This window comes from Terriglobus roseus (assembly GCF_900102185.1).
Taxonomy (GTDB): Bacteria; Acidobacteriota; Terriglobia; order Terriglobales; family Acidobacteriaceae; genus Terriglobus; species Terriglobus roseus_A.
The window spans coordinates 601,624-623,810 of the sequence record NZ_LT629690.1; the positions used below are offsets into that span (position 1 = coordinate 601,624).

The 22,187-nt window shown below is 56.9% G+C and carries 19 protein-coding genes and 1 tRNA gene; 11 read left to right on the top strand and 9 right to left on the bottom strand.

The window, feature by feature from the left end; translation table 11 throughout:
- Nucleotides 1–90 precede the first annotated feature (90 nt).
- The 3 genes from BLT38_RS02825 to BLT38_RS02835 all read right to left on the bottom strand — a co-directional run bounded on the left by BLT38_RS02825 (nucleotide 91) and on the right by BLT38_RS02835 (nucleotide 1,848).
- Nucleotides 91–858, bottom strand: coding sequence for a hypothetical protein (locus tag BLT38_RS02825; RefSeq protein WP_083343818.1), 768 nt, complete (start codon nucleotides 856–858; stop codon nucleotides 91–93).
- A gap of 119 nt (nucleotides 859–977) precedes the next feature.
- A complete protein-coding gene (locus tag BLT38_RS02830) occupies nucleotides 978–1,481 on the bottom strand; it encodes a hypothetical protein (protein WP_083343819.1) in 504 nt (167 codons plus the stop codon).
- A gap of 277 nt (nucleotides 1,482–1,758) precedes the next feature.
- Nucleotides 1,759–1,848: transfer RNA gene (locus BLT38_RS02835), tRNA-Ser, on the bottom strand.
- A 97-nt stretch (nucleotides 1,849–1,945) separates the two neighbouring features.
- Between BLT38_RS02835 and BLT38_RS02840 the strand changes: the two genes are divergently transcribed.
- Nucleotides 1,946–3,214, top strand: coding sequence for an ABC transporter permease (locus BLT38_RS02840; RefSeq protein WP_083343820.1), 1,269 nt, complete (start codon nucleotides 1,946–1,948; stop codon nucleotides 3,212–3,214).
- A gap of 28 nt (nucleotides 3,215–3,242) precedes the next feature.
- On the opposite strand, the gene BLT38_RS02845 is transcribed toward BLT38_RS02840, so the two are convergent.
- Nucleotides 3,243–3,485 (bottom strand): hypothetical protein, encoded by a 243-nt coding sequence (locus BLT38_RS02845; RefSeq protein ID WP_083343821.1) that lies wholly within the window; start codon nucleotides 3,483–3,485, stop codon nucleotides 3,243–3,245.
- 160 nt (nucleotides 3,486–3,645) lie between these two features.
- On the opposite strand from BLT38_RS02845, the gene folD reads away from it, so the two are divergent.
- Genes folD through BLT38_RS02860 form a run of 3 tightly spaced genes read left to right on the top strand, consistent with a single transcriptional unit; the run spans nucleotide 3,646 to nucleotide 6,485 of the window.
- Entirely contained in the window at nucleotides 3,646–4,557 is a 912-nt protein-coding gene (gene folD / locus BLT38_RS02850; protein WP_083343822.1) for a bifunctional methylenetetrahydrofolate dehydrogenase/methenyltetrahydrofolate cyclohydrolase FolD, read from the top strand.
- A gap of 5 nt (nucleotides 4,558–4,562) precedes the next feature.
- Entirely contained in the window at nucleotides 4,563–5,231 is a 669-nt protein-coding gene (coaE, locus tag BLT38_RS02855) for a dephospho-CoA kinase (RefSeq protein ID WP_083343823.1), read from the top strand.
- Nucleotides 5,232–5,285: 54 nt separating this feature from the next.
- Nucleotides 5,286–6,485 carry a S1C family serine protease gene (locus tag BLT38_RS02860; protein WP_083343824.1) on the top strand — a complete coding sequence of 400 codons (1,200 nt, stop codon included), beginning with the start codon at nucleotides 5,286–5,288 and terminating at the stop codon, nucleotides 6,483–6,485.
- 51 nt (nucleotides 6,486–6,536) lie between these two features.
- Here BLT38_RS02860 and BLT38_RS02865 read toward each other — a convergent pair whose 3' ends face one another.
- The 3 genes from BLT38_RS02865 to purM form a co-directional block, all read right to left on the bottom strand.
- Nucleotides 6,537–8,021, bottom strand: coding sequence for a PAS domain-containing sensor histidine kinase (locus BLT38_RS02865; protein ID WP_231966702.1), 1,485 nt, complete (start codon nucleotides 8,019–8,021; stop codon nucleotides 6,537–6,539).
- Between the two features lie 111 nt (nucleotides 8,022–8,132).
- Entirely contained in the window at nucleotides 8,133–8,750 is a 618-nt protein-coding gene (gene purN, locus BLT38_RS02870) for a phosphoribosylglycinamide formyltransferase (protein ID WP_083343825.1), read from the bottom strand.
- On the bottom strand, nucleotides 8,747–9,829 hold the full coding sequence (gene purM / locus BLT38_RS02875; protein WP_083343826.1) for a phosphoribosylformylglycinamidine cyclo-ligase: 1,083 nt from the start codon (nucleotides 9,827–9,829) through the stop codon (nucleotides 8,747–8,749). Before purM ends, purN begins: the two co-directional genes overlap by 4 nt.
- Before the next feature lie 150 nt (nucleotides 9,830–9,979).
- On the opposite strand from purM, the gene hemL reads away from it, so the two are divergent.
- On the top strand, nucleotides 9,980–11,275 hold the full coding sequence (hemL, locus tag BLT38_RS02880; protein WP_083343827.1) for a glutamate-1-semialdehyde 2,1-aminomutase: 1,296 nt from the start codon (nucleotides 9,980–9,982) through the stop codon (nucleotides 11,273–11,275).
- Here hemL and BLT38_RS02885 read toward each other — a convergent pair.
- Nucleotides 11,272–11,964 (bottom strand): GNAT family N-acetyltransferase, encoded by a 693-nt coding sequence (locus BLT38_RS02885; RefSeq protein ID WP_083343828.1) that lies wholly within the window; start codon nucleotides 11,962–11,964, stop codon nucleotides 11,272–11,274. The two genes, hemL and BLT38_RS02885, sit on opposite strands and share 4 nt — an antisense overlap.
- An 81-nt stretch (nucleotides 11,965–12,045) precedes the next feature.
- On the bottom strand, nucleotides 12,046–12,660 hold the full coding sequence (locus BLT38_RS02890; protein WP_197674919.1) for a superoxide dismutase: 615 nt from the start codon (nucleotides 12,658–12,660) through the stop codon (nucleotides 12,046–12,048).
- A gap of 238 nt (nucleotides 12,661–12,898) precedes the next feature.
- Between BLT38_RS02890 and BLT38_RS02895 the strand changes: the two genes are divergently transcribed.
- The 6 genes from BLT38_RS02895 (at nucleotide 12,899) to glk (ending at nucleotide 22,133) form a co-directional block, all read left to right on the top strand.
- Complete coding sequence (locus tag BLT38_RS02895; protein WP_083343830.1) at nucleotides 12,899–15,328, top strand: glycoside hydrolase family 15 protein; 2,430 nt, start codon at nucleotides 12,899–12,901, stop codon at nucleotides 15,326–15,328.
- Nucleotides 15,329–15,488: 160 nt separating this feature from the next.
- A complete protein-coding gene (gene tkt / locus BLT38_RS02900; protein ID WP_083343831.1) occupies nucleotides 15,489–17,474 on the top strand; it encodes a transketolase in 1,986 nt (661 codons plus the stop codon).
- A 96-nt stretch (nucleotides 17,475–17,570) separates the two neighbouring features.
- Entirely contained in the window at nucleotides 17,571–18,476 is a 906-nt protein-coding gene (gene gnd, locus BLT38_RS02905) for a phosphogluconate dehydrogenase (NAD(+)-dependent, decarboxylating) (RefSeq protein ID WP_083343832.1), read from the top strand.
- 122 nt (nucleotides 18,477–18,598) lie between these two features.
- Entirely contained in the window at nucleotides 18,599–20,131 is a 1,533-nt protein-coding gene (gene zwf, locus BLT38_RS02910; protein ID WP_083343833.1) for a glucose-6-phosphate dehydrogenase, read from the top strand.
- Nucleotides 20,132–20,289: 158 nt separating this feature from the next.
- Nucleotides 20,290–21,090 (top strand): 6-phosphogluconolactonase, encoded by an 801-nt coding sequence (pgl, locus tag BLT38_RS02915; protein ID WP_083343834.1) that lies wholly within the window; start codon nucleotides 20,290–20,292, stop codon nucleotides 21,088–21,090.
- Nucleotides 21,087–22,133 carry a glucokinase gene (glk, locus tag BLT38_RS02920; RefSeq protein WP_083343835.1) on the top strand — a complete coding sequence of 349 codons (1,047 nt, stop codon included), beginning with the start codon at nucleotides 21,087–21,089 and terminating at the stop codon, nucleotides 22,131–22,133. Before pgl ends, glk begins: the two co-directional genes overlap by 4 nt.
- The last annotated feature ends 54 nt before the right edge of the window (nucleotides 22,134–22,187 follow it).

Here is a 22,187-nt window from a genome sequence, read left to right on the forward strand (position 1 = left end):
GCAGATGGCTCATTCGCATCAACTCTCGTTGAGTCGCATTAACTTATGCAACCCACAATAGTCTCGGAAACATGGCGACACAGCCCATGATTAAGGTGTGGAAACCGAAGTCAACAGGCTGAATTCCGCCAACGGAAGTGGTTTAGGGGCATATTTACGCCTGTAGTGGAGATAACGATTGAATATCGTCCACGTCCTCAGCAGAACTTCACCAGTCTCATCTCTACTCAGGAATTCGTGGTTCCCATGCCGTGACTTTTTCGAAGCTGCGCTGATGTATTGCAAATACTGCTCCTCGACGTTGAGGGCAACATGCATATTCTTCCAACCAAGGGTGTCCTTGGCTCCCGGAGTGATTAGGTGCCTAATGGCATCGAGAACTCTGGCGCAATTCACGGCTGTTGTTCTAGCTGTTGAAATCGCAGCATTCAGATCGGAAATAGCCATAAAGAGATTTACGTCGCATGCAATGTCTTCGAACATGGCTCCGATCTCATTGATCTCGTAAGCATCGAGAACATTGAAAAGAAAATCAGTTTGATTGACCAGTGCCTGTTCATTTCCGTTTGGCTCAATAAATGTGTCGATGTGGACGGTAAGGCCCCATCCCATCTTCAGTCCAATTAGGAATACGACTGTGCGAACTAGTTCGAATGCTCGCGTATACATATGCGAAGAGAAAGTGTGGTCAGCTAATTCTGTTTCGCATTGGACGCTGACCACACTTTCGAGAATAGCCACGGTAAAGGTTATGTGCCGACCAGTCAGCACATCCAATTCCGTTATGGGTGCGAGATTCTCGACGTTTATGCAAGTTCCACGTGGCTCAACATATCCCATGAAATAGACTGTCGGCATTGGGAAAATCTACGCGATGGCGCACAATCTGTCACCTGAAAGGCGATTCGAAAGCGGCCCGTGCAGAGTCTCACGAAATTCCCATCAGGAACGGTTCGAAATTGAGATATAGAAGTCTTTCAGCTTTCGTTCACTTGCTGCGAAGATCGAAGACCTTCTACATAGTAGGCAAGCTCTCTGATCGCCTCTCTACAGCGAGATATCTCGGTTAGAAGATCGAGTAATTCCTGTTTGGTAACGGGAACCCTCTCCATCTCCAGTACCTTCCTAGGTCTCAGCCTTCGTCTGACCACGATACCGTCTTCGACGGTCCAAACCGAATGAGCGATGGCATTTCTTCGTGCGGCAACATCCATGAGGGATGCGTGAAATTCCTTCTTATACCAATCATGCGGTGAACCTGCGACCGGCTCGCCCATCGCATTGATGAGGAGATCAAGCAGACCTTTTCGAACATTGAAATTCAGTCGTGCATATGGGATGTGGGCGTTTAGCTGAGAGGCATCTTGGCCTGTCAATCCAATGATTGCGGTCATCAGAGAGTTATCAAGCGTATTGAACTTGAGAATGATTGCTCCGATGATTGTCAGGTAGTCTTCCGGCATGTCTGAGATGACTGGCATGCGGCGAATTTAACCGGAATCTGCACACTCTGTCACATGAAGCAGAAGCACCTTGGCACCATCAAAGGGAAGCGGCTAACTGTTTTTGTGAGGGAACTCAAACTCCTCCGAAATAGAGGGAAATCTCGTTGTACGGTTTTTCGACCGTTGTACGAAATTGGAAGAGGAGAAGAGGGAAAATCGGGGTTGTGGAGAGACTGTATAGACTGACGAGAATCGCGCAAAGTCGCTGATTCTAGGTCAAATACATTTGTTTTCAAGGATTTAGCTGAAGCGATGGCGGAGAGGGAGGGATTCGAACCCCCGTTCGGCTTTCACCGAAAGCTGTTTTCAAGACAGCCTGTTTCAACCACTCACACACCTCTCCGCGGATGGGGTTGTTCCTGCTTCAATCGTAGCAGGAACGTCGGGTTGCATCGTGTTTTGTGGCTCATGCGTCCAATGTTCGGGAGTAGCATGAAAGTATGCCGGTAGCTGTCCGCCAGAAGTCGTTCGAGAGCACTCTTCGTTCCGCGAAGACTTCGCTGGTGTTCCGCGAGACCATGCACCTTGCCCTGGACAGCTTCCGCGCCAGCAAAGTGCGTTTCCTGCTGACCATGCTGGGCATGATTATCGGGTCGGCCTCGATTGTTCTGGTTGTGACCGTTGGCATGACGGGGCGTCAGTATGCGCTGGATACGTTGTCGAGCATTGGCCCCAACATGGTGGAAATGCAGTACAACGGTGGCGCCACGGTGGGTGCGGATGGCGCCTCGACCCCGGACTACATGACCAAGGAAGATGAGGCGGCGGTGCTGGCTCAGGTGCCTGGCATTGCGCAAAGTTCGCCCATGCTGGAAGTGCATGCGCCGATCTCGATTGGCGAGGGCAAAACGCGCGATGTGATGTTGTTGGGCGTCTCACCTCGTTATAAGGACGTACGCAATTTGGGCGTGCTGAGCGGACGGTTTTTTGACGATCAGGACACCATTGCGCACGAAAAGGTGGGGATGATCGTGGAGCCGCTGGCGAAGACCCTCTTCGGCTCGGACGATGCGGCTGTAGGCAGGGTCCTGAACCTGAGCGGCATTCCCATCACGATTGTTGGTGTTTTTAAGCAGCGCGTGGACACCTTCGGCCAGTCTGAAATCAGCGACGACACTGTATTGCTGCCATATCCCGTGGCTCGCTACATGACCGGAACAGACACGGTGAAGGAAATCTTCTTCACCATGAAGGACCCCGCGGATGTGCCTCGTGGAGCGGCCAGAATTCTGGACCTGATTCAGTCGCGGCATCGCAAGGGCAGCAAATATACCGCGTTTACGATGGTGGCCATTCTGGACACCATGAAGAAGGTCGCGGATTCGCTGACTTACGTGTTGACGGCAGCGGCGTTCATTACGCTGGTGGTTTCAGGCGTGGGCATTATGAACAGCATGCTGGCAAACGTGACGGCCCGTTATCGCGAGATTGGTATTCGCAAGGCTCTGGGTGCGACGCGGCACGAGATCCGGCTGCAGTTCCTGACTGAGGCGGTTTTCCTGTCGTTGAGCGGTGGTGTGGTGGGTACGCTGTTGGGATTGGCGCTTCCGGTGACTGTGAACCTGCTGACGCCGGTACACATTCCTATGTCAGGGCTTTCTGCCGTGGTCGCGCTTTTGACCAGCGTATTGGTTGGCGTGATTTTCGGAACGCTTCCGGCAAATCGGGCGGCGGCGCTGGATCCGGTGGAAATGCTCAAGTACGAGTAGAGGTTGGATCCCTCAAAAAACTCGAAAACTACATAGGCAGTGCGATTATTTCCAGCTCGCGCTGCATGTTTTCCAGGGAAAGATGCGTGGAGTCCAGGTGGCAGGCGACGTGGCGTGCGCCTTCAGTGGATACGCCATAGCCGCGTGCGGCGAGAAAACTGGCGATCAGTTCTGCTGCCTGCCAATTGTCCAGGCCGGAACTGAGTAGTTCATTGCGCAGTTCGGCGACGTCGTCCTGCGAGAACTTGCCATCGTTGGGGGATATCTCCATCCAGATGCTCCTTCGCGCCGGTTCTCCCGGTAAATTGAAAGTTTAGACGTGATCCGTGCTGTGGGGTTGCGCCTACTACAAATTCTTTGAGTTCTGATGTCATTTTGCCGAATTTGTGCGAACGCATCACAATGCATGTTCACGATATCCTCAAAGAGACATGAGCACACGCATTCTGGACGGAACCGCCATTGCCGCGGAGATCAAAGCTGAGTTGAAGTCGCAGGTGGAAGCGTTGGGATACACGCCGGGATTGACGGTGATCCTGATTGGCGAAGATCCTGCCTCTGCCATTTATGTTCGCAATAAGGTAAAAGCCTGCGAAGAACTGGGTATTCGCAGTGTGGAAATACGTCCGGAAACGACCATCACCACGGAAGAATTGCTGGCGATGATCGACGAACTGAACGAGGATGACAGCGTTGACGGCATCCTGGTGCAGTTGCCGCTGCCGAAGCACGTGGATACTAAGAAGGTGCTGGACGCGGTCGCTCCTGAAAAGGATGTGGACGGCTTTCACCCCGTCAATGTTGGCCGCCTGAGCACGGGACAGGATTCCCTGACGCCCTGCACGCCGACGGGTGTAATTGAGATTTTGAAGCGTAGCGGCATTGCTACGGAAGGCGCGGAGGCCGTTGTCATTGGCCGTAGCGACATTGTGGGCAAGCCGGTGGCGATGATGCTGACGGCGGCGAATGCTACCGTGACCATCTGCCACGGGCGCACCAAGAACCTGGCGGAACATACGCGTCGCGCGGACATCCTGGTAGTAGCGATTGGCAAGGCCGGATTTGTGACCGCCGACATGGTGAAGCCGGGCGCGGTGTTGATCGATGTGGGTATCAACCGCGTGAGCGATGCGGCTGAAGTAAACCGCTTCTTTGGCGACGATGCGAAGCGTATGGAGACTTATGCGAAGCGCGGCTCGGTGGTGATGGGCGATATTGCACCGCAGGCGTTTGCTGTTTCGTCGGCTTATACGCCGGTTCCTGGCGGTGTGGGCGCGCTGACGATTGCCATGCTGATGCACAACACGGTGAAGGCTGCGAAGCTGCGGCGGGCTGCCAAGTAAACGCAATGCTGCGCGTCGCACTTACGGGTGGTGTGGGCAGCGGTAAGAGTACCGCTGCGGCCATGCTCCAAGAGTGCGGCGTGTATCTTTTTCAGTCGGATGAGGCTGGCCGTGCGTTGATGCAGCAAGGCGGTGCCGCATTTGCGGCGATTGTCCAGCAGTTCGGTGCAGGCGTGGTGAAGGCGGATGGATCGCTGGACCGTCCGGCGTTGGCGCGGATTGCCTTTGACGAAGGCCGCGTCGAGGAGCTGAACGCGATCGTGCATCCGCTGGTGATTGCAGAGCAGACACGATGGGCGGCTGAGATTGCGGCTAAAGATCCAGTGGCAGTGGCGGTGGTGGAGTCGGCCCTGGTGTTTGAAACGAAACATGCCGCTAGTGCAGATGATCCTGCTCCATGGCGCACGCGCTTCGATCGCATTGTGGTGGTGACTGCGCCAGAAGAACTGCGGCGGTGGCGCTACATCCAACGTGTTTCCGGGTTGGATGAAGCAGCGGCTTCGGCGGATTTCGACCGTCGCAATGCCGCGCAGTGGAGCGATGAACGCAAGGCCGCGATGGCAGATTTTGTGATTGCGAACGACGATTCGCTTCAGGAGCTTCGTGACGAAGTACAAACCCTGTGGGAAGAGTTGAAGACGGAATCGGCAGAGCGGGCCAGACAAGCGATGTAGCGTCGCGGATACACTAAAAGTGCCTGTCTTTGGTGCGCCGTGGAGGGCGCCTGGATGAAGTTGCGTAGAGTTTTACTGGTTGTTTTGTTGTTGGTGAGTTTCTATCTTCTGACGCAGCACCTGTGGCCCACTGGCACGGTCGCTGCGTTGATGCAGCGTTATGTGCCGTCGATGAACGGTAGCCGGATCGAGCATCTGACCGGGCCAATCGGCGCGTTTGATCTGAATGTGGCCAATGCGCAGCCCGCGTATGACTCGGAAGAACAGAACAACATTGCCGTGTACAAGCGCGTGACGCCGAGCGTTGTGAACATCACCAGCACCACCATTGCAATTGACTTCTTCTACGGTGCGGTGCCTCAGCAGGGGCAGGGGTCAGGCTTCATCCTGGACAAGCAGGGTCACATCCTGACGAACAACCATGTGATTGGCGAGAACTATCAGCGAGTGGAAGTACAGCTTGCGGACAAGCACAAGTACAAGGCGCAAGTGGTGACCGTGGACAAGGCGCATGACCTTGCGCTGCTACAGATCAACGCACCGAACCTGCAACCGGTGGAGCTTGCGGATTCGCGCAATTTGCAGGTGGGGCAGAAGGTGTTCGCCATTGGCAATCCGTTTGGTTTGTCCGGCACCATGACTCGCGGCATCATCTCTGCCATTCGTAGCGTGCGCGGACCGAACGGCAATGCGATTGATAACGCCATCCAGACGGATGCGGCCATCAACCCCGGCAACAGCGGTGGTCCGTTGATGAATTCACACGGGCAGGTTATCGGTATCAATACGATGATTGCCAGCAACAATGGCGCGGATCAGAGCGCCGGTATTGGCTTTGCCATTCCAATCAACACCGCGCGTGCGGTTTTGGATGACTTCTCAAAGTATGGGCATGTACGCCGTCCGTCGCTGGCAATTACTCCGCTGGAGATTGGTCCGGATCTTGCCGACCAGATTGGTTTGCCTGCGGATTACGGTGTGTTGATTCAGCGTGTGCTGCCGGGTGGTGCTGCGGAACGAGCGGGACTGAAGGGCGGAACACAACGTGCCGCGCTGGGTAATACGCCGGTGATGCTGGGTGGGGATTTCATCGTGGCCATCGATGGAGAAGAGATCACCAACGTACAGGACATTTCCAGCGTGATGAATTCGCATAAGACTGGCGATGTGGTCACGGTGACAGCCTTCCGCGGACGTCGCAGGATGGATGTGAAGGTGACGCTGGGCGAAGCAGGGAATGATCGCCAGATCTAAGTGATCATCATCTACAAGAGAACCGTAAAGAGCACGCCTTAGGCGTGCTCTTTACGGTTTGAGGGTGTCTATACGATTGGCTTCTGAGGATGTGGCTTGTGCCTCGCGGCTGACGGCGTCATACGGTAGCGCGATGGTGAAGACTGTGCCCTTGCCTTCGCGGCTGCGGACGCTCAGCTTGCCGCGGTGACGGTCCACAATCTCCTGGCTGATCCAGAGCCCCAGACCGGTGCCCACAATGCCTTTGGTGGTGTAGAAGGGGCGGAAGATTTTCTCCTGCACTTCTTTAGGAATGCCGCTGCCATTGTCTGCAACGGTCAAAACCAGCATGGCGGCTCCCGTTCGCGGATCGTGGGCCTTGCGGCTGCGCAATAGGAGGTTGCCTCCACCGTGCGGCATGGCATCCAGTGCGTTGCCCACCAGGTTGCTGATGACCTGACGTATCTCACCTTCGAAACAACGTACCGGCGGGGCATCTCGATGACGTTCCTTCACCGTAGCGGATGCGTTGACCAGCTTGCCGTGAAAGACGGAGCGAACACTTTCCATGAGCGCTTCGCCCGAAACTTCCTGCGGACTGCTGGCCTGCTTATGAAAACGCAGGGTCTGGCTGGTGATGTGCGCGACTCTTTGTAGCTCGGTCTCCGCCTGCAGGATGAATTCCTGCGCATCTTCGATGCGGGTGCTGTGGCGTGCGAGATACAACAGGTTCGTGACCGATTCCAGTGGATTGTTGATCTCGTGTGCAATGGATGCGGCGAGGCGTCCAACGGCGGCCAGCTTCTCGCTCTCCATGAGAGCCTGTTCGGCTTTTTTCTGCTGCGTGATTTCCAGTGAAGCCGCGGTAATGCCCTGGATGGTGCCGTCTGGACCCGTGACAGGGAAATAGCTCACGGTCCAGTAACGGTAATTATCTGGGTCGGTGACGACACTGCCTTCCAATGGAAAGTTGATGACAGGAACACCGGTTGCGACCTGGTCGAAGAGTTCGCGCAAACCTTCAATGGGCGCCATCTCTGTCAGCGTGCGACCCACGATCTCTTCCGGTTTCAGACCGAAGAACGCTGCCTGCCTGTCATTCAGGCGGACGTAGTGATAGTCATCGAGATCGAAGAGTGCGAGGCCGATGGGGGCGGTGCGATAGAGCGATTCAATCTCTGCAAGTTGCTGTTCCACCTCGCGCGTCTTGACTTCCAGAGCCTCGCGGTTGGCACGGCCACGTGTGATGTCACGGAAAAAGAGAATGATGCCGTCATCCGACGGCATGGCGTGGATATCGAACCAAAGATTGAGCGGCTCGCCGTAAAACGCCTCGAAGCGTGTGGCGATGCCTTCGTCCATGGTGCGGTGATAGTTGATCCAATAGGGCGAGCTGGGAACAGCTGCTTCCGGAAAAGCCTCCCACAGGTTTATGCCCAGGATCTGCCCGCGCGGCGCCAAAATCTGCTCGGCACGGAGGTTCAGAAAAGTAACGACGAAGTCATGGTTGAGAAAGAGGATCGCATCGGAAGTGGCGTCGAAGAATTGCGACATCATCCGGCGTATCGAATCCTGATCACTCGGTAACACGTTAGCCGGAAGCTTCAAAGCAAATGGATCCGTCGAGGCAAAATTGAACAGCAAAGATTGTGATGCAGCGAACCGGCCTTACGACAACCGGTAACGTCTATCTTCCGTGCGATATCGGCCGCTAAGCACACGGGCAATCGCTTCTGGATAAGCCTGATGTTCCTGTTCGAGGATGCGTGCCGAGAGTGATGTCTCATCATCCGCGTCCTCAACCGGTACAACGCGTTGCAGGATGATCACACCATGGTCAACGGCTTCGTCCACAAAGTGCACGGTGCATCCTGCCACCTTGGCACCGTAGTCCAACGCCTGCTTCTGCGCGTCCAATCCGGGGAAGGACGGCAGCAGCGACGGGTGGATATTCAAGATGCGGTCCGGGAACGCGCGGATGAAGTCTGGCGATAGCACTCGCATATAGCCGGCGAGGATGACCAGATCAATCTCGTGAGCATTCAGGGCAGCGATCATCCTGGCATCGTGCTCAGCGCGCGGCACGCCTTTGGAGACGTACGCCTCGGTGGCGAGGCCCCGTTCCTGGGCGGCTGCAAGGCCGGGTGCATCTGCAATGTTTGAGAGCACCACAGCAATCTCGCAGCCTGTCAGAGAGCCTTTAGCGATGGCGTCGGCGATGGCAATGAAGTTTGATCCGCGACCGCTGAGCAGAACTCCAAGCCGCGCCTTGCGAGCCTCGCTCATACGTAGTTCACGCGGCGTTCGCCACGTGCAATGCGGCCGATTACGTGGAAGCGTTCGTTGGCGCGGTTCAGGATGGCCTTGGCCTTCTTCGCAGCTTCTGCAGGAACAACGACGATCATGCCGATGCCCATGTTGAAGGTGCGCATCATCTCGTCCTGATCCACCTGTCCGAGCGTTTGCAGGTGCTGGAAGAGTGGTGGAACTTCCCACGAACTAAGCTCCACCTGCGCCGCAAGGCCCTTGGGCAGAATGCGCGGCAGGTTTTCCGTGATGCCGCCGCCGGTGATGTGTGCCATGCCGGTCACAACGCCCGCGGAGGTGAGCTTTTTCAGGATGCTGAGGTAGCTGCGGTGCTGGCGCATCAGGGCCGCGCCGGTCTTGTCCTTCAGCTCATTGATGTACTGGTCTGCGCCGTACTTTGCTACTTCAAATAGCAGCTTGCGGGCGAGGGAATAGCCGTTGGTGTGCAGGCCGTTGGAGGGCAAGCCGAAGAGCACATCGCCTGCTTGGATCTTGTCGCCAGTGATGATGTGGTCGCGATTGACTACGCCCACGATAAAGCCAGCGAGATCGTATTCGCCTTCCGAGTAGAAGCCGGGCATCTGCGCAGTTTCGCCACCGATTAGCGCACAACCGTTGGCACGGCAGGCTTCGCTGAGGCCTTCCACAACCTTCTCCAGAACGCCGCCTTCGAGCTTGCCGGTAGCGAGATAGTCCAGGAAGAAGAGAGGCGTGGCGCCCTGCACAGCGATGTCGTTGACGCAGTGGTTTACCAGGTCGCAGCCCACGGTGTGGTGGATGCCGAGTTCAAAGGCGACCTTCAGCTTGGTGCCCACGCCGTCGGCGCTGGAGACCAGAACAGGGTCAGGATACTTGGCCAGATCAAGGCCAAATAGGCCGCCGAAGCCGCCGATTTCACTGAGGACGCCCTTGTTGAACGTCTTGCGCGCGAGCATCTTGATGCGCTGCTTAGTGCGGTCGCCTTCAGAGATGTCTACACCGGCGTCAGCATAGGTGACGGGCTTTGTCTTTACGGCGGTTTTGGTTGCGGCCTTGGTTGCTTTGGTGCCTGCGTTCACGTTCGATCCCTTGCGTCTTTGTCGCGGAGTAGTTGGCTGCGGTGTAAGGCGGTCGGCGGCGCTTTGCTGCGTGAGCTTTGAGGATATCAGGCGTGGGGTGTGGTACAGGGGCTCTGAGGCCGTTCTGAGAGGAACTTTATACTTTTCCTGATGTCTCTTTCTCTGAATCGCTCCCGTGAACTCCAGCAGCGCGCTGAGGCGCTCATCCCCGGAGGCGTTGACTCGCCCGTGCGGGCCTTTCGCTCCGTCGGCGGCGATCCGCCGTTTGTGGAACGCGCGGAGGGCGCGTATCTGTTCGATGCGGACGGCAATCGCTACATCGACTACTTCGGCTCGTGGGGGCCGATGATCCTGGGCCATGCTGAACCCAAGGTGACGGCTGCGGTGCAGGCGGCTGCGACGAAGGGCACGAGCTTTGGTGCGTCCACCGCGGCCGAGGCGGAACTTGCTGCGATGGTGATGCAGTGTGTGCCGTCCATTGAAAAACTGCGCTTTGTTTCCAGTGGCACAGAAGCGGTGATGAGTGCCATTCGCGTGGCTCGCGCATTTACGCATCGCAATCGCATTCTGAAGTTTGAGGGCTGCTATCACGGCCACTCCGACGCTCTGCTGGTGAAGGCCGGCAGCGGTGTGGCGACGTTGGGTATCCCTGGTTCTGCCGGCATCCCCATGGAGACAACGCAGTTCACCACGGCCATTCGCTACAACGATCTGGCTGAGGTGGAGGCGGTGTTCGCGAAGCATCCCGGCGAGATTGCCTGCGTGATCCTGGAGCCGGTGGTGGGTAACGCAGGAACGATTCTGCCGCAGCCGGATTTCCTGGAAGGTCTGCGTGAGATCTGCACACGTGAAGGCACGCTGCTGATTTTTGACGAGGTGATGACAGGTTTCCGTGTGTCGCTGGGCGGCGTGCAGTCGCTCTACGGCATCACCCCGGATCTGACGACCCTGGGCAAGATTATCGGTGGTGGATTGCCAGTGGGTGCGTTCGGTGGTCGTGCGGAGATTATGAATCTGTTGGCGCCGTTGGGTCCTGTTTATCAAGCGGGAACGCTTAGCGGCAATCCGCTGGCCATGGCTGCGGGCATTGCGACATTGCGGCAGTTAATCGACGGTGGCGATGCGCTGTATGACCAGCTAGCAGAGATCACCAGCCTTGTTGCGCATGGTGTAGCGCGGGAGGCAAAGAAGGCAGGCGTGGATCTTTGGGTTGCGGGAACGGGCTCAATGTTTACGTGGTTCTTCCAGCAAGGCCCGGTGCGTAACTTTGAGGATGCTTCCAAGAGCGACACAGGTCGTTTCGGGAAGTTTCATCGCGGCATGCTGGAACGTGGTGTGTGGCTACCGCCTTCGCAGTTTGAGGCTGCATTTGTGTCGTTGCAGCATGGCGAAGTAGAGGTGGAAGCCACCATTGCTGCTGCGCGTGACGTGTTTGCTTCGCTCTAAGGTTGCTGCGACAGTTTGAGGAAGTCAACCTCGCCCGTTGTGACGAAGCAGAGTGCTTTGTAGATGGCAATGGCGCGTGCGTTGGTGCTGACGCTGTGCAGGTAAGGGAGATCTCCTGATCCGTCGGCTAGCAAACGCTGGATGAGGTGTTGTGCGTAGCCCTTGCCGGTGTGGCCTGGGCGCGTGCACACGCCGCTGATCTCTCGCAGGCCAGGCATGCGCGTGCGATGGCCTGCCATGGCGACTAGCTGTCCGTTCTCACGAATGCCGATGTAACGGCCCAAGCGGTAGGTCTCTGCGCGGAAGTATCCGGGGAACGCAGCCTGGGTCAGTTCGACCATCTCATGCGATTCTGCCGCGCCAAGTTCACATTCGTTTAGTAGCGGAGCAGGCGTGGTGAAGTGTTTGCGTGGCTGCCATGCCATCTGCACGCAGACTGCGTGGATTGCATCCGGCATTTCTGCGGCCATGCGCGGGATGACACCGATGAAATTGGTGTCCGTATCGCGGCGCAGTTGTACTGGATCGATTTTTGTTTCGGGTGTTGCGACTGTCGTGAAAGGAAGTATCTCCGGGCGATAACGCAATGCTCCGCCAACGTGCTCTCCGAAGGCGCTTTGGGCTGTGGTGAGCGCGCTGTAGAACGGGTTCGAGAGATATGCCTGTTGTGCTTCGCTGAGAAGAGGCATGGGATTATTGTGCGCCTTTCATCGGTGCATAACGAAGGGCCACGATCGCTCGTGGCCCAGGGTTATGGTTAATCAAGTGAACTAGTACTTCTTCGCCTTTTCGAAACGCTTGTTGACCTCTTCCCAGTTCACGGTGTTCCACCATGCAGCCAGGTAGTCGGGGCGACGGTTCTGGTAGTTCAGGTAGTACGCGTGCTCCCAAACGTCGTTGCCCAGGATGGGATAGCTGCCGGTGGAGATGGGGCTGTCCTGGTTCGGCGTGGTCACAATGGTGAGCTTGCCGCCCTTGAAGATGAGCCATCCCCAGCCGCTGCCGAACTGCTTCGCGGTGGTTTCGTTGAAGGTCTTCTTGAAGGTCTCAAAGTCGCCGAAGTCGGCCTTGATCTGGTCAGCGATTGCGCCCGTCGGAGCGCCACCGCCATTGGGCTTCATGATCTCCCAGAACATGGTGTGGTTGGAGTGACCGCCACCGTTGTTGCGCACTACGCCGCGCACATCTTCCGGAATGGCATTCAGATCCTTCAGCAGGTCGTCCACAGACTTGGTTCCAAGTTCGGGGTGCTTCTCCACCGCGCCGTTCAGATTGTTCACGTAGGTGGCGTGGTGCTTATCGTGGTGAAGCTTCATGGTCGCTTCATCAATGTGCGGCTCCAGGCCGTTGTACGCGTAAGGAAGTGGCGGAAGTTCGAAAGGCACGGTGTTCTTCTCCTTGGGGTGCTGCTCTGTCTTGGGGGAACTTGTTGGTGCGTCCATTATGAAACAGCCAGGTTTCATTGTGACAACGCACATTTTGCCGTAGCACGAAGGTTGGATGCCAGTGTGCTCACAGTGGATGCGCCGTTGTGTTGTGGATTGCAGAAAGCGGCGCAACTATCGATATTTCCGGTGCCAGAGCGTGTACATGCCCCGCCGGGTAGGGTGTAATGGAAGCAGCATGAATGCATTGACCGCTGCTTACCGGTGGCTGAACGATCAGGGCCCAGCTTTTGGCGCACCCGGGCTGGAGGCACGCTGGACTTCCAGTAAGAAAGACGCCGTGTGTACCGCGTATGCCGCGTCTAGTCGCGTTTGGTACACCATCTCTCACGGCATTCTGAACGAGATTTATTACCCCACCATTGATCGCCCGCAGACGCGCGATATGGAACTGATCTTCACGGACGGCGAGACGTTCGTGCATGAAGAAAAACGCGATTTCGAGTTTGATTTTCACTACATTGACCCGGATGCACTGGCAGTGCGCGTTGTGGCCAGCGATCTGGGCGGACGTTACACGGTAACGAAGGAATTCGTCTGCGATCCGCATCATCCCGTGGTGTTGATGCACGTGAAGGTGGAAGGCGAAGAGAGTGTTCTCTCGCGCCTGAAGTGCTATGCACTGCTCGCCCCTCATTTGAATGGCGGCGGTGCAGGGAACAGCGCGCGATCCATTGAAGTTGCAGGACGGCGTTCGATCCTGGCGTGGAAAGACAGCACATCCTTGGCCATGGGCGTGGATTGCGGATTTACGCGGACTTCCTGCGGATATGTGGGATCGAGCGACGGCTATCAGGACTTGTCCGGCAACATGCGGATGGACTGGGAGTTTGGACAGGCGCTGGATGGCAACATTGCTGTAACAGGCGAAATTGACGTTGCGCGTAACCGAGAATTCACACTGGCGATTGCATTTGGTGATGGCTACCACGCGGCACTGGCGGGCATGATGCAGTCGCTGTCCGTGCCGTATGAATTGCATGTGAAGCGGTTTGTGGAGCAGTGGCATCGCGCAGCTTCACCGGAGCGGTTGGCAGCGGCATCGCATGATAGCGGCCGCCTGATGCGGATTAGCCACAACACCATTCTGGCGCACGAGGATAAGACGTATTCAGGTGCGTTCATTGCATCGGCCTCCATACCGTGGGGCAATGCGAAGGGCGATGACGATCTGGGCGGATACCACCTTGTGTGGACGCGCGACATGATCCAATCCGCAACCGCCTTGCTGGCGTGCGGACGCATTGATACAGCGCGTCGCGCGCTGGTGTATCTGGCGTGTACGCAGCGTCCGGATGGATCGTTTGCACAGAATTTCTGGATTGACGGAACGCCCTACTGGACCGGCATTCAGCTGGATGAAGTGGCGTTTCCCATCATGCTGGCTTGGCGTTTGTGGAAACTGGATGGACTAGGAAACTTTGATGTGTTCCCGTTCATCGAGCACGCTGCAGCGTTCCTTGTGCGTTATGCGCCAATTACTCAGCAGGAGCGTTGGGAAGAGGCTTCAGGTTATTCGCCTTCGACGCTTGCAACCGTGATTTCAGCGCTGGTGTGCGCGGCAGATGTGGCGCGTGCCCATCATTCGCCGGAATTGGCGAACTTCCTGGAAAGCTACGCCGACTGGCTTGAAGACCATCTGGATGAATGGACCGTTACGAATGACGGCGTGCTTCATCCTGACATCAAGCGGCATTACGTACGCATTCAGCCGCCGAAGCCGGGTGAGAGTTTCTACAATCCTGACTTTGGGGAAGGCCGCTACAACATTGCCAATCGTGCGCCGGGTGAGCGTTACAACTTCGCGGCGAACGAGATCGTGGATGCGGGCTTCCTGGAGTTGGTGCGCTATGGTGTGCGGCGAGCGGATGACCCGTTGATCGTCGATTCGTTGAAGGTCATCGACAAAGTGTTGAAGATCGACACGCCCTATGGCGCGTGCTGGCGACGGTACAACCACGATGGCTACGGGCAGCAGAAGGATGGCGAGCCGTTTATCCATTACGGACAGGGGCGCGCATGGCCCATTCTGACTGGTGAACGAGCACACTACGAGCTGGCCGGTGGCGGCGATTATGCGCAGTATGTAAAGGCGATTGAGCGTTTCAGCTCGTTCGGCGGTATGTTGCCGGAGCAGGTGTGGGACTACGCGGATATGCCGGAGCAGGGACTGTACTTCGGCCGCAGCGCGGGTTCGGCACAACCGCTGGTGTGGGCCCATGCAGAGTACATCAAGCTATTGCGTTCGGTTGTAGACGGTCGCGTGTTTGACCGTATCTCCGTGGTTGAGGAACGCTACGGTGTGCGGCGCGAGGAGCGTACGTTCCGGAGCGAAGTGGAATTTTTCCAGATCACACGGCCAATTACGGAATTGCCTGCAGGGAAGCGTCTGCAGGTGCTGGACCCGTCGCGTTTCCGCGTGGTCTGGACGGTGGACGGGTGGGCAAACACCCACAATACCGACGCAAGACTGGTAGGGTATCCAGGATTTGCGGCGGAACTGCCTCTTCCTCTGGAAGCAACCGGAACGCTGCAAATGACGCTGTTCTGGCCGCTGGAAAATCGGTGGCTGGGGCATAACTTCTCAGTGAATCTGTCAGGTGCGTGAGACGGTTTTCGCACGCCGCCTGTACACTGATGGCTAAGCCCTGTTGACGTAAATGCACGGTTATGCGGGGCAGAAGCGTTTTGATAACTGAAGATGCGGCATGCTGCCGCAAACGTTGATCCGGCGCCCATGAGAGGCGACCACCAACCCAGAGGAACGAATGACCGATCTCGAGAAGCTGTCAATTGACACACTCCGCCTGCTCGCCGTAGATGCGATTGAAAAGGCGGCCAATGGGCACCCCGGAGCGCCGATTGCGCTGTCGCCGCTGACATACCTGCTGTTCACGCGCAACATGAAGCACAATCCGACGGACCCTTTGTGGATTGATCGCGATCGCTTTGTGCTGTCGAATGGCCACGCTTCCATGCTGCAGTACGGTGCTCTTCATCTGTCCGGCTACGACCTGTCGCTCGATGACTTGAAGCAGTTCCGTCAGTGGCATTCGAAGGCTCCTGGACACCCGGAATATGGCTTCACGCCCGGCGTTGAAGTGACCACTGGACCGCTCGGTCAGGGACTTGCTATGGCCGTTGGTCTGGCGATTGCTGAAAAGCACCAGGCTGCCGTTTACAACCAGCCGGACATGACGATTGTCGATCACCACACCTACTGCATCGTGGGTGATGGCTGCTTGATGGAAGGCATCTCGCACGAAGCGTGCTCGCTGGCTGGAACGCTGAAGCTGGGCAAGCTGATCGTGTTCTATGACGACAACCTGATCTCGCTGGATGGTCCCACCGAACTGAGCTACACGGAGAATGTGGACGAGCGCTTCGATGCGTACCACTGGCACGTGCAGGTTGTTGACGATGGCAATGATCTCGCGAAGATTCAGCAGGCGATCAACATCGCAAAGCTTGAGACCGAGAAGCCCTCGCTCATCCGTATCCGCACCATCATTGGCTACGGTTCGCCGAAGGCTGGCACCAAGCATGTGCACGGTGAGGCTTTGGGTAAGGAAGCTACGCGCAAGACGAAGGAATTCTTCGGATTCGATCCGGATGTCGACTTCGCTGAGCCGCAGGCTGCTCTCGACGACTGGCGCTCCGCTGTTCCCAAGGGACAGAAGGAACAGGCTGGCTGGAACGAACTGTTTGCCAAGTACAAGGCTGCTCACCCCGAGCTGGCTACGCAGTTTACGCGCACCATCAAGCCGGAACTGCCTGCTGACTACAACAAGAACATCAAGCCTTTCCCCGCAGAGAAGGCCATTGCGACGCGTTCCGCCGGACAGGTTGTTCTGCAGGCGCTGGGCGATGCTTTGCCGGAAATGATTGGTGGCGCGGCCGACCTTACGTCGTCGACGAAAACCATCTTCAACAACTCGCCTTCGTTCCACGATGACCCGAAGGGCCGCAACATCTTCTTCGGTGTGCGCGAGTTCGGCATGTGCGCAGCAGTGAACGGCATGGCGGCGCACGGTGGCCTGATTCCGTTCGGCTCCACGTTCTTCGTATTCAGCGACTATGCGCGTAACGCAATGCGTCTGGCTGCGCTGATGAGCGTTCACTCGCTGTTCGTCTTCACGCACGACTCGATCGCGCTGGGTGCTGATGGTCCGACGCACCAGCCGGTGGAGCACCTGATGAGCCTCCGCGCAATTCCGCAGCTTACGGACTTCCGTCCTGCGGATGCGAACGAGACCGCGGTCTGCTACCAGTTGATGGTGGAGCGCAAGTCGGCCTCGTTCATGGCGCTGTCGCGTCAGGACCTGCCGGTGCTCGACGTGGCGAAGTACCCGACTCTCTGGGACGGCGTTCGCAAGGGCGCTTATGTTCTCGTTGACGTTGAGAACCCGGACGTCATCATTGTTGCCACCGGTTCGGAAGTTTCGCTGGTGCTGAAGACCCTGCCGGAACTGGAGAAGGCTGGCATCAAGGCTCGCGTGATCTCCATGCCCAGCTTCCACCTCTTCGAAGAGCAGACGGAAGAGTACAAGAACAGCATCTTCCCGCACGGTGTGGCGAAGGTGTCTGTGGAAGCCGGCGCAACGCAGGGCTGGTGGAAGTATGTGGGCCGCGACGGTTCCGTTGTCGGACTGGACCACTTCGGTGGTTCGGCGCCTGGACCGGAAGTGCTGGCGCACTTCGGATTCACGCCGGAAAACATCGTCAAGGCTGCGCAGGCGGCCATCGCGAAGTAACTCTTCGCGGAGAACTACAGGAAGGGCCGGAGCAATCCGGCTCTTTCCCCTATTTCGAGAGATTCAGCTTCAACCGATTTTGAGAGGAAGTACAACATGGAAATTGGTCTGATTGGCCTTGGCAAAATGGGCGGCAACATGGCGGAGCGTCTCCGCCAGGGTGGCCACAAGGTTGTGGGTTTTGACTTCAATAAGGAAGCTACGGCAAAGCTGACTGCCGCTGGTTCCGTCGGTGTGGATTCGGTCGAAGACCTGGTAAAGAACCTGCAGGCACCCCGCGCGGTGTGGATCATGGTTCCGGACGGCAAGCCCGTGGACGACACCATTGCCAAGCTGAAGCCCCTGATGCAGAAGGGCGACATCTTCATTGATGGCGGTAACTCGAACTACAAGGAATCGATCCGTCGTCACGGCGAACTGAAGGCAGAAGGCTTTGAGTTTGTTGACGTAGGTACTTCGGGCGGCGTTTGGGGCCTGAAGGAAGGCTACTCGATGATGATTGGTGGTGACGAAGACGTAGTTGAGAAGCTTCGCCCCATCTTCGAGACGCTGGCACCCGCTCCTGATAAGGGCTGGGGCCGCACCGGACCGAGCGGCGCAGGCCACTTCGTGAAGATGGTGCACAACGGCATTGAGTACGGCATGATGCAGGCATTCGCAGAGGGCTTTGCCATCTTCGAAGCGAAGAAGGAACTGCAGCTGGACAACGCTCAGATCGCAGAGATCTGGCAGTACGGTTCGGTGGTTCGTTCATGGCTGCTGGACCTGACCGCAGAAGCTCTGAAGGCGAACCCCGAACTGAAGGGCATTGCTCCGTTTGTTCCGGATTCCGGCGAAGGCCGCTGGACCGTCTTCGAGGCGATCGACCTGAACGTTTCTGCTCCGGTCATCACAGAGTCGCTGATCCGTCGCATCCGTTCGCGTGAAACGGACAACCTGACGGACAAGATGTTGTCTGTAATGCGTAATGCCTTCGGCGGTCACGCCATGAAGAAGGAGTAGTTCGTCTACTGGAGCAGTATTTGAGCGCATTCCCATGAATCCGGCGAGGCCGCCATGCGCTCTAAACAACAAACAAGACTGCGGCGGCCTTTCGCAGCAAGAATTGAAGAAGGATTGAACCCATGGCAACAACCGGTATCAATGTTTCCCCAGAGCAGGTGGAAGCGAACAAGTGCAAGGAAAGCATTCCGGAGCCTTGCATCGTTGTGATTTTTGGCGCTTCGGGCGACCTGACGAAGCGTAAGCTGCTGCCTGCGCTCTATCACCTAGAGCAGGCAAATCTTCTGCCTGAAAATTTTGCGGTTGTCGGCGTGGCTCGTCGCGACCTCTCTGCTACCTTTGCGCCGGACATGAAGGACGGCATCCTGAAGGGCGGCGGCGTTGACGAGAAGGAAGAGAAACTCGGCAAGTTCATTGACCGCGTGAAGTACTTCGCCACCGAGTTCGACAACGACGAAGGTTTCGAGAAGCTGAAGGCTTATCTCGCCGACCTGGACAAGCAGTTTGGCACCAAGGGCAACCGCCTGTTCTACCTTGCTGTTGCCCCTGAGTTCTTCGCAGACATCACGCACCGTCTGGGCAACCACGGCATGACCGGCGAAGACGGCGACCACTGGGTTCGCGTCATCATCGAGAAGCCCTTCGGTACGGACCTTGAGAGCGCGAAGAAGCTCAACTCTGAGATCAACCAGGTACTCAAGGAAGATCAGATCTTCCGCATCGACCACTACCTGGGTAAGGAGACGGTTCAGAACATCCTCGTCTTCCGCTTCGGCAATGGAATCTTTGAGCCCATCTGGAACCGTAACTACATCGACCACATCCAGATCACCGCTGCGGAATCCATCGGCATTGAAGGCCGCGGACCGTTCTACGAGGCAGCCGGTGCTCTGCGTGACGTTCTTCAGAACCACGTGATGGAAGTGCTTAGCTTCGTTGCCATGGAACCGCCAGACGTCTTTGAGTCGGCTCCTGTGCGCATCGAGAAGCTGAAGGTTTGGAAGGCGATCAGCCCCATCCCAGTCGAGAACACAGCACGTGGCCAGTATGGTCCGGGCAATGTCGATGGCGAGGACGTAAAGGGCTATCGCCAGGAAGATCGCGTCAGCCCCGAATCGCAGACGGAGACGTTTGCTGCGATGAAGCTGGAGATCGACAACTGGCGTTGGGCTGGTGTGCCGTTCTACATTCGCGCAGGCAAGCGCCTGAAGACGCGTGTGACGGAAGTGGTCATCACCTTCAAGCGTCCTCCGCTGCACATCTTCCAGGGTTCTGGCGCTGGTGCAGAGCAGCTTGAGCCGAACGTTCTCACGCTGCGCATTCAGCCGGATGACGGCATCAAGCTGAAGTTCGGTGCGAAGATTCCTGGACCGACGACGAACATTGCACAGGTGAACATGAACTTCTCCTATGCTGAGGCATTCGGTAAGTCGTCCGCCAATGGCTATGAGCGTCTGCTGTTGGACGCCATGCTGGGCGATGGAACGCTGTTCGCAGAGCGTGAAGGCGTAGAGACCACATGGGCTCTGATGACGCCGATCCTCGAAGCGTGGAAGGCTCAGAAGAAGGACTTCCCGAACTACGATGCTGGTTCGTGGGGCCCGAAGGAAGCAGATGAACTGCTGGAGCGCGATGGACGCGCATGGCAGGCCTAACTAACGGAACAGGAGCGGGCGCTGATGAAATCTCATCAGCGCCCGTTTTCTTTGTGCGGAGCTTGAAGCTGTGGTGTCGTCATTCTGTTTTGCTCAGGATGAAGTCCTAGACTATCTCGCAGCGTGGCGACGCATCCGAAGAATAGAAGGAACAAGAAATGCCAAGAAAAACGATTGCCGATTATCTTGTCTACGACACGCCGCAACGGCTGGCACACGCAGCAGCAGAAGTCTTTGCGAAGTATGCCGCAGATGGTGTCGCAGCGCGTGGCGTGGCGCGTATCGCTATCAGTGGAGGCAGCACCCCGAAACGCATGCTCGCTCTGCTGGCGGAGGAGCCATTCCGTTCACAGATCGACTGGGAAAGGCTGCGTCTTTACTGGGTGGATGAGCGCTGCGTTCCGGCGGATCACGCAGACTCCAACTATCGCATGACGCGAGAGCAGTTGCTGAGCAAGGTGCCGTTCGCCGAAGAGAACGTGTTTCGCATGGAAGGCGAACTGAATCCTGAGGATGCCGCTTCGCGTTACGAAGCGACGCTGCGCAACAGCTTCCGATTGGAAGGCGCAGAGGCTCCTGCGTTCGACCTTGTATTACTCGGCATGGGCGACGATGGTCACACCGCGTCGATCTTCCCGAACACGTCGGCGATTGATGCGATGGGAACGTTGGTTGCCGCGAACCACGTGCCGCAGAAGGATTCCTGGCGCATTACGCTGACATGGCCGGTGATCAATCATGGCCGTCGCGTGGTGTTTCTGGTTGAGGGCCAGGCCAAGGCGGAGGTGCTGCGCGAGGTTCTTTTGGGCGGATATGATCCAGATCGACTTCCCGCGCAACTCATTCGGCCTGAAAATGGACAGATTGGACTCTTGCTGGATGCCGAGGCCGCAAGGCGGCTGCCGAAGTCAGGCAAACACGGTGATGCGGAGACAGGAACTCTGGAGCTGACACGATGATTCTTGCAGGCGATGTAGGTGGCACTAAGGTTGATCTTGCTTTATATAGCTTCACAGGCGGTGAGGTGCAGATGGTCTGCAACAAGAAGTATCCCGCCGCGGGCTATGCCGGTCTGCAGGATGTAGTACAGGAATTTCTCGATGATCCCGGAATTGCTCCGGGCGTTGAGAAAGAGGTAGTGGCTGCGTGCTTTGGCTGTCCTGGGCCGGTGAAGGATGGTCATCTGAAGCTGACCAATCTGCCGTGGGAGCTCGATGCTCGTGAGTTGTCGAAGGGACTGGGCATTGAACACATCTTCCTGATCAACGATCTGGAAGCGAACGGCTACGGCGTTGCAGAGCTTGGCCCGGACCAGATTTGTGAATTGGAAGCAGGCGATAAATCCGCTCTGGGACATCGCGCGCTCGTTTCTCCGGGCACCGGTCTTGGAGAAGCTCTGCTTGTCTGGAACCCATTGGCTCGTCGGCACTTCCCACTGCCTTCTGAAGGTGGCCATGTGGATTGGGCTCCGCGCAATCCGCTTGAGATTGAATTGCTCGAGTATCTGTTGAAGACGTTGAATGGTCGTGTATCCACAGAGCGCGTTGTTAGCGGTCTGGGCTTAAAGAACATCTACGAATTTCTGCGCGACGCGAAGAAGATGGAAGAGCCCAAGTGGCTGCGTGATCGGATGGCGACTGAAGATCCGAACTTTGTTATCGGCACCACGGGCGAGGATGGTTCGTGTGAGCTGACAGCGAAGGTGCTGGAGATGTTCAGCGCATCTCTTGGTGCAGAGTGCGGCAACATGGGATTGAAGCTGCTGGCTGCTGGCGGTATCTATCTTGGTGGTGGCATTCCGCCGAAGATTCTTAAGACGCTGAAGTCTGGACCGTTCCGTGAAGCATTGTTGGATAAGGGACGGCTATCTCCACTGCTGCATACGATGCCGGTGCGCGTCATTCTTGAAGACAAGTGCGCGCTCATTGGTGCTGCGGCATTTGCAGAAGCTCGTGCTGCAGAGATCAGCGGGCACAGCGAGCGCGCTGCTTCGCAGGCATAAAACAACAACCCAAGTTATCAACAACACAAAGCGTGAGCGGCGTAAATCGTCGCT

What these genes read in the sequence shown, in the direction of transcription:
- BLT38_RS02825 (WP_083343818.1), bottom strand. Translation starts at nt 858, where the DNA reads ATGCCGACAGTCTATTTCATGGGATATGTTGAGCCACGTGGAACTTGC.
- BLT38_RS02830 (WP_083343819.1), bottom strand. Translation starts at nt 1,481, where the DNA reads ATGCCAGTCATCTCAGACATGCCGGAAGACTACCTGACAATCATCGGA.
- BLT38_RS02840 (WP_083343820.1), top strand. Translation starts at nt 1,946, where the DNA reads ATGCCGGTAGCTGTCCGCCAGAAGTCGTTCGAGAGCACTCTTCGTTCC.
- BLT38_RS02845 (WP_083343821.1), bottom strand. Translation starts at nt 3,485, where the DNA reads ATGGAGATATCCCCCAACGATGGCAAGTTCTCGCAGGACGACGTCGCC.
- folD (WP_083343822.1), top strand. Translation starts at nt 3,646, where the DNA reads ATGAGCACACGCATTCTGGACGGAACCGCCATTGCCGCGGAGATCAAA.
- coaE (WP_083343823.1), top strand. Translation starts at nt 4,563, where the DNA reads ATGCTGCGCGTCGCACTTACGGGTGGTGTGGGCAGCGGTAAGAGTACC.
- BLT38_RS02860 (WP_083343824.1), top strand. Translation starts at nt 5,286, where the DNA reads ATGAAGTTGCGTAGAGTTTTACTGGTTGTTTTGTTGTTGGTGAGTTTC.
- BLT38_RS02865 (WP_231966702.1), bottom strand. Translation starts at nt 8,021, where the DNA reads ATGATGTCGCAATTCTTCGACGCCACTTCCGATGCGATCCTCTTTCTC.
- purN (WP_083343825.1), bottom strand. Translation starts at nt 8,750, where the DNA reads ATGAGCGAGGCTCGCAAGGCGCGGCTTGGAGTTCTGCTCAGCGGTCGC.
- hemL (WP_083343827.1), top strand. Translation starts at nt 9,980, where the DNA reads ATGTCTCTTTCTCTGAATCGCTCCCGTGAACTCCAGCAGCGCGCTGAG.
- BLT38_RS02885 (WP_083343828.1), bottom strand. Translation starts at nt 11,964, where the DNA reads ATGCCTCTTCTCAGCGAAGCACAACAGGCATATCTCTCGAACCCGTTC.
- BLT38_RS02895 (WP_083343830.1), top strand. Translation starts at nt 12,899, where the DNA reads ATGAATGCATTGACCGCTGCTTACCGGTGGCTGAACGATCAGGGCCCA.
- tkt (WP_083343831.1), top strand. Translation starts at nt 15,489, where the DNA reads ATGACCGATCTCGAGAAGCTGTCAATTGACACACTCCGCCTGCTCGCC.
- gnd (WP_083343832.1), top strand. Translation starts at nt 17,571, where the DNA reads ATGGAAATTGGTCTGATTGGCCTTGGCAAAATGGGCGGCAACATGGCG.
- zwf (WP_083343833.1), top strand. Translation starts at nt 18,599, where the DNA reads ATGGCAACAACCGGTATCAATGTTTCCCCAGAGCAGGTGGAAGCGAAC.
- pgl (WP_083343834.1), top strand. Translation starts at nt 20,290, where the DNA reads ATGCCAAGAAAAACGATTGCCGATTATCTTGTCTACGACACGCCGCAA.
- glk (WP_083343835.1), top strand. Translation starts at nt 21,087, where the DNA reads ATGATTCTTGCAGGCGATGTAGGTGGCACTAAGGTTGATCTTGCTTTA.